Genomic DNA, 6940 nt, shown 5'->3' with positions numbered 1-6940 from the left:
TGAAGGGCGTCGAAGATCTGGGCGGCGGCTACCGCGCCGTGTTCCAGTTGGAAGGCAGCTTCAACACCATGACGGGTCAAGGCCCGGGCGGCGGCGGTCTCTTCAATCGCTGGGCGACGGTCGGTATCGCCAACAACCAGTTCGGTACGCTGTTGCTGGGTCGTGAGCTCTTCATCGCGAACGGCGTATGGGACTTCGATCCGTTCGGCCAGTCGAACTGGTCGTCGGCATCGCTGGTGCGTGGCCGCAACTGGCCGCAATCGAGCAACAACATTTCGTACCAGTCGCCGAAGTTCGCGGGCCTCGACTTCTACGGTCAGTACTCGCTCTCCAACGCGACCAACTGGAACGGTAACGGCACGACCCCGCAAGGCCGTGAAGCAGGCGCGTATGTCACTTACACGACGCCGCTCTTCCAGATCCGCGGTATGTACGACGAAATCCGCAACCCGGCAAACGGCACGCTCGGCGGCGCCTACAACCCGATCGACGGCGGCTCGGGCGGCAACGGCGTCTACGCCTACTCGCGCGAGTACACGGCGATGTTCAACGTGTTCCTCGGCCAATTCAAGATTCAGGGCGCCTACCAGGCAATCCGCAGCTCCGGCATGACGGGTCAGTTGCCCGGCCAGCCGACCACGCTCGATCACGAGTGGGGCGGCGTGACGTGGCAAGCGACGCCGGCGGCAGCGCTGATCGCCGCGGTCTACCACGTGAACGGCAACAACGGCGCGGGCAACGCGACCATCTACACGGTCGGCGGCTCGTACAACCTGTCCAAGCGCACCCTGCTCGATCTGCAGGTCGCGACGGTGCAGAACAGCAAGACCGCGAACTACGGCCTGAACGCCAACAACTACGGCTCGGCTGCTTCGACGGACAACCCGTTCCCCGGCCACAGCCAGACGGGCGTGTATGCAGGTATCCAGCACTCGTTCTAATCGACGAGTCTGACCGAAGAGTCTTTTTAGAAGGTTTTCACGCTGCTGCGAGAGGCGCGTATCGGTGCGGTGCCCGAAAGGGTATCGCACCGTTTTTTATTTGTACGCGCGATAAATCCGGCACGCCGTGCGCAGCATGACGAACGTCGACTCGGGAGCCTTTCCCCTGGCATACGACATTTGTCAAATCAGCAACCAAAACTACAAAACGACGGCTCGAAAAACGTAGTTCTACTTCACAATTCCTCCAAAAACCGAGGGGCGACGCCGATCGTGGAGCTGCCGCGACGCTTCGCCGTGCGCACGTTCGCGCGTCTTTCCTCGATAACCGTGTTCGGCTCGTTGCGCCCGCATCGAGCCAGACAGCAGCTATTGGTTCAATTTTTGACAGGGATTTGGAGGAGATGATGAAAAAGGTTTTGCTCGCGTCGGCAGCACTGTTGGCGTTCAGCGCGGCGGCGCAGGCTCAAAGCAGCGTGACGCTGTATGGCCGCCTGGACGCGGGACTCGAATATATGAATGGCGTCCCGACAGGCGTCGGCCTCAACGGCGCGGCCACCGGCACGTCGCATCGCTTCAGGGCGGAAAGCGGCGACTGGGGCACGAGCCTGTGGGGTATGAAGGGCGTCGAAGATCTGGGCGGCGGCTACCGCGCCGTGTTCCAGTTGGAAGGCAGCTTCAACACCATGACGGGTCAAGGCCCGGGCGGCGGCGGTCTCTTCAACCGCTGGGCGACCGTCGGTATCGCGAACAACCAGTTCGGTACGGTACTGCTCGGCCGTGAGCTCTTCATCTCGAACGGCGTGTGGGACTTCGATCCGTTCGGCCAGTCGAACTGGTCGTCGGCATCGCTCGTGCGTGGCCGCAACTGGCCGCAGTCGAGCAACAACATTTCTTACCAGTCGCCGAAGGTCGCGGGCTTCGACTTCTACGGCCAGTATGCGCTCTCCAATGCGACCAACTGGAACGGTAACGGCACCACGCGCCAAGGCCGCCAGGCGGGTGCGCAGATCACGTACACGTCGCCGCTTTTCCAGGTGCGCGGTCTCTACGACGAAATCCGCAATCCCGCGAACGGCACGCTGGGCGGCGACTACGGCACGAGCAACGGCGCCTACTCGTTCTCGCGCGAGTACACCGCGATGCTCAACGTGTTTCTCGGTCAGTTCAAGCTGCAAGGCGGCTATCAGGCGATCCGCACGTCCGGCATGACGGGCCAGTTGCCGGGTCAGCCGACCGCACTCGATCACGAATGGGGCGGCGTGACGTGGCAGATGACGCCGGCCGCGGCGCTGATCGGCGCGGTATATCACGTCAACGGTAACAACGGCGCGGGCAACGCGACTATCTACACCGTCGGCGGATCGTACAACCTGTCCAAGCGCACGCTGCTCGATCTGCAAGTTGCCACGGTGCAAAACAGCAAGAGCGCGAACTACGGCCTGAATGCCAACAACTATGGCTCCTCCGCCGCGACGGACAACCCGCTTCCCGGCCACAGCCAGAGCGGCGTGTATGCAGGCATCCAGCATTCGTTCTGAGCGGCGAATCTGAACGCGCCTTAGCTTCGTAGTACGTTTCACGCCACTGCACGGTGCGATCTCAACGCGGATCGCACCGTTTTTTTTTCGCCGCGAAAGCGCATGAAAAAAGGCCGCCGATGTTCACATCGGCGGCCTTTTGCGTAGACGCAAGAACGCGGCTAGTCCCGCGCCATCCCCGAGGCGCCGTGGCTCAGCCAGTCGAGCACAGCGGCGGCGTCATCGTCGCTCGATTGACGCGCCTTGGCGACCGTCTCGCTGATCTTCGCGCCCGGCTTCGGCGCGGCCCGGCGAATCGCCACGCCAACCGCGAGAATGTCGATGATCACGAGGTGCAGAATGCGCGAAATCATCGAAAGCTGCGACTCGCGGATTTCGATGTGATCCGTCTCCAGCGCCACCGTCGCCCGTTTGGCGAGCGGCGTATTGCTCGACGTGATCGCGATGACCGTCGCGCCCTGTTGCATCGCCACTTCGAGTACGCGCAAAAGCTCGGGTGCCCTGCCCGATTTCGACACCGCGACGATCACATCGCCCTTGCCGAGGAGCGCAGCGGACGCCGCCTGCATGTACAGGTCGCCGTAGGCGATGGTCGGAATGCCGAAGCGGAAGAACTTGTAGTGCGCGTCCTGCGCGACGATGTTCGAATTTCCGAGCCCGTAGAACTCGATGCGCCGCGCGCCGTTCAGGATATCGATCGCGCGCTCGACGTTCTCGAAGTTCAGATGCTCGCGCAACTGCAGGATCGCGGATACGGTGTTGTCCAGCACCTTCGCGCCGAAATCGGTGGCCGTGTCGCCGAGATGCACCTGGCTATGGCTCACCGGAATCGTGCCGGTCAGGCCGGTCGCGAGTTTGAGTTTGAAGTCGGACAGACCCTGGCAACCGAGCGAGCGGCAAAAGCGGATCACGGTCGGCTGACTCACGTCCGCCTTGCGCGCGATGTCGATGATCGGATCGTTGATGATCGAGCGCGGATGGTTCAGAGCGAGATCGGCAACGCGCCGCTCGGCGGGTGTCAGCGCATCGCGCATCTGACGAATGCGCTCGAACACCGCCGACGAACCGCTGTTCGCACGGTTCGACAACTGCTCGGAGAGAATCGCGGACACGCCGAGAAACGCCGGATATTCCGCCGTGATGATGTACGTGGGAATGCCCGACAGATACTGCTGAAAGCGCCCTTTCGCCTCGAAACGCTCGCGAAACGGCGACTTGTGGAACAGTTCACCCAGCTTCAGGACGATGCCCCCGCCGATATAGATGCCGCCCAGCGCACCCAGCGTCACCGCGATGTTGCCGGAGAACGTGCCGAGGATCGCGCAGAAGCAGTTCACCACTTCGAGCGCGAGCGCTTCGCCTTGCAGGGCGCGGTTGGTGACGTCGGCGGCGGTGAAGGTTTCGGAGACCGTGACGTTGTCGCGCTCGGCGAGCGCCCGGTAGATCAGCTCGAGCCCTTGTCCGGCGCACACGCGTTCGAAAGAAACGTGTGGAAACTTGCGGCGCGCATAGCGCATCACGACGTCTTCGCGTTCGTCGAACGGCGAGAACGTGGCGTGGCCGCCTTCGCTGCCGAGCGCGATCCAGCGGTCGTCCGCCGGAATCAGACCCGACACGCCCAGACCCGTGCCTGGCCCGAGCAGGCCGATCACGCTGTTCTGCCGGCGCGAGCCGCCGCCCACCTGTTCGCGCTGCGCGTCGGTCAAGCCGGGCAGCGCCATCGCGAGCGCGGTGAAGTCGTTCACGACGAGCAGCGTATCGAAGCCGAGCGCACGGCGCGTCGCCTCGATCGAGAAGCTCCAGTCGTGATTGGTCATCTTCACGTGATCGCCGTCGACGGGATTGGCGATCGCGATCGCCGCATGATTGACGCGTCCGACCTTCGTGTCCTTCAGATACTGCTGCATCACCTCCGCGATGCCGGGGTAATCGGCCCCCGGATACACGCGGATCTGCCCGATATCGCCAGGCGCGGTCTCCAGCGCGAAGCGCGCGTTCGTGCCGCCGATGTCAGCCAGAAGCCGCGGTCCGTCGGCGTGCTGAGTCGCGGTCTTATGCACACCAGTAGACATCGAGCTTCACTCCTTCAGCGTGGGCCAGCGTCGAGATGGCGTTCTTTTGCGGGGCGGCGAGCGCCGCGTTCAGTACGTCGAGTTTCTTCTGGCCGGCGATGAAGAGATGCAACTGTCCGATCTGCTTCAGCGCCGACATCGACAAGCTCACGCGCGCGTGCGGCGCCGCGCCCGGATGCACGGAGATGAAGCGCTCCGGCGTCGAGATCGCAAAATCCCACTCGGGCGCGTCGGCGAAGATCGAGGCCGTATGTCCGTCCTCGCCCATGCCGAGCACGGCGACATCCGGCAGACGGCGGCGCGGATCGGCGTTCAATTCGGCGATGTGCGCTTCCAGCGGCCTGGCCGTATTCACGAGCGGCAGAAAATATGCCGACGCGCCCGCGTTCTGCAAAAGCGTGTCGCGCACGAGCTGCGCGTTGCTCGCGGAATCGGTCTCGGGCACCCAGCGGTCGTCGACGAGCGTCACGTCGATGTGCGCCCAGTCGAGCGGCTCGCGCGAGAGCGTCTGCAAGAACGGCTTCGGGCTCGTGCCGCCCGATACCGCGAGCGTGGCGTGGGCGGTTTGTCCCGTGGCATCGGCCGATGCCGCCCCCCTCGCCGCGAGGGATGCCTTCAGCGCGTCGCCCACGGCTTTCGCCAGCGCGTCCGAGTGGGCGCGCGGATCGTCGAAAGTGCGAAGCTCGATCATTGCTCCTCCTGCTTGTTCTGGTTTATCGATCCGCCTGCTGCCCGCACCATCGCAACGGCGGGCGAAGCGGTCTCTTGTATTCCATGTTCGCCGCGCGCCTCTTTCGGGCCGCGTCGGCATCACGCCGTCAGTTTTCTTCTTCGAGCCAGCATGTGCCGGCCTGCGCAAGCATCGCGCTCGACGCGGCCGGCCCCCACGTGCCCGCCGCGTAAGGCTTCGGCTTGTTCGTCGCCGACGCCCACGCGTTCAGGATCGGCTCGACCCAGCGCCACGCCGCCTCCTGCTCGTCGCGCCGCACGAAGAGCGCGAGGCGGCCGTGAATCACGTCAAGCAACAGGCGCTGATACGCCTCCATCTGTCCTTCCTTGAAGAACTGATCGAACGCGAGATCAAGATGCACGCTCGCGAGATTCATGCCCTCGCCGGGCTGCTTCGCCAGGCAATACAGGCGGATGGATTCGTTCGGCTGCAGCCGGATCACGAGACGGTTCGCGCCTGCACGCAACGCGTTCGCGCCGAGCGCCGAATGCGGCACCGCGCGGAAGTTCACGACGATCTCCGCGACGCGGTCCGCGAGCCGCTTGCCCGTGCGCAGAAAGAACGGCACGCCGGCCCAGCGCCAGTTCTCGATTTCCACCTTCAAGGCGACGAAGGTTTCCGTCGTGCTGTCGGGACGCACGCCCGGCTCGGTCGCATACGCCGGCACCGACGTGCCGCGGACGACACCCGCATGATATTGCCCGCGCACCGCGACGCGGCTGATGTCGCGCTCGTCGATGGGCTTCAGCGCCCGCAGCACGCGCAATTTCTCGTCGCGCACGGAGTCGGAATCCATCGAGTGCGGCGGCTCCATCGTCACGATGGAGAGCAACTGCAGCAAATGGTTCTGCACCATGTCGCGCAGCGCGCCCGTATTGTCGTAGAAGTCGCCGCGCGCTTCCACGCCCAGTTCTTCCGCGATCGTGATCTGGATGCTCTCGACCCACTCGCGGCGCCACAGCGGCTCGAACAGCACGTTGCCGAAGCGCAGCGCGAGCAGGTTCTGCACCGGCTCCTTGCCGAGATAGTGATCGATCCGGTAGATCTGCTCTTCCTGGAAGATCTCGCCGACGGCGTCGTTGATGGCGTTCGACGATTTCAGGTCGTAGCCGAGCGGCTTCTCGAGCACGATGCGCGCATTCTGGTTCAGCCCGACGTCGGCGAGCGCGCGGCAGATCGGCACGAAAAGCTTCGGGCTCGTCGCGAGATAGAAGACGCGCGTGCCGTCGAATCGTGCAAGCGCGTCGCGCAGCACGACGAAATCCTCCGCGCGTCCGAGGTCGAGTCCGACGTACTGGAAGCGATCGAGAAAACTGCGCCATACGGCGTCGTCGACACCGTCTTTCGTCGATACGTGCGGTTTAACGTGGCTCTCGACCCAGGCGCGGTATTCGCCCTGCTCCAGCGCTTCCCGCGCGACAGAAACGATCTTGCCCGCCGGATTGAGCATGCCCGCGCGATGCGCCTCGAAGAGCGCGGGAAGGATCTTGCGCATCGAAAGATCGCCGGTGCCGCCGAAGAGTACGAAGATGAAATTCGAGTCGCTTTGCATGAGTCTGAACGCGGGTTCGAGAACTGGATGTGAGTCGAATCGGGCGTGCCGCCCAAGAGACCACGAATGACGCCGTAGTCCGATAAAATTTTTTTTGACACTGA

Annotated in this window: 5 protein-coding genes; 2 read left to right on the top strand and 3 right to left on the bottom strand. The window is 63.7% G+C overall.

Translation table 11 applies throughout. The features are described from left to right. Both NCT32_RS03865 and NCT32_RS03860 read left to right on the top strand, forming a co-directional pair. Positions 1-941: porin (locus NCT32_RS03865; protein WP_250489913.1), on the top strand; the 941-nt coding region annotated here is incomplete at its 5' end. A gap of 407 nt (positions 942-1348) precedes the next feature. Next, positions 1349-2482, top strand: a complete 1134-nt coding sequence (locus NCT32_RS03860) for a porin (RefSeq protein WP_061118921.1) — start codon at positions 1349-1351, stop codon at positions 2480-2482. Between the two features lie 161 nt (positions 2483-2643). Here the strand turns inward: NCT32_RS03860 and NCT32_RS03855 are convergent, their stop codons facing one another. The 3 genes from NCT32_RS03855 to zwf all read right to left on the bottom strand — a co-directional run bounded on the left by NCT32_RS03855 (position 2644) and on the right by zwf (position 6836). Continuing rightward, entirely contained in the window at positions 2644-4554 is a 1911-nt protein-coding gene (locus NCT32_RS03855) for a bifunctional transcriptional regulator/glucokinase (protein WP_061118899.1), read from the bottom strand. Beyond that, positions 4535-5245 (bottom strand): 6-phosphogluconolactonase, encoded by a 711-nt coding sequence (pgl, locus tag NCT32_RS03850; RefSeq protein WP_061118898.1) that lies wholly within the window; start codon positions 5243-5245, stop codon positions 4535-4537. The genes NCT32_RS03855 and pgl overlap by 20 nt, the downstream gene beginning before the upstream one ends. A 127-nt stretch (positions 5246-5372) precedes the next feature. Further along, on the bottom strand, positions 5373-6836 hold the full coding sequence (zwf, locus tag NCT32_RS03845) for a glucose-6-phosphate dehydrogenase (RefSeq protein ID WP_061118897.1): 1464 nt from the start codon (positions 6834-6836) through the stop codon (positions 5373-5375). Positions 6837-6940: the final 104 nt, after the last annotated feature.

Origin of the sequence: Caballeronia sp. INML2 (assembly GCF_023631365.1) — a bacterium.
In the GTDB taxonomy this organism is placed as follows: Bacteria; Pseudomonadota; Gammaproteobacteria; order Burkholderiales; family Burkholderiaceae; genus Caballeronia; species Caballeronia turbans.
The sequence above is the reverse complement of the archived record's forward strand: the minus strand, read 5'-3'. Positions and strand labels throughout refer to the sequence as shown.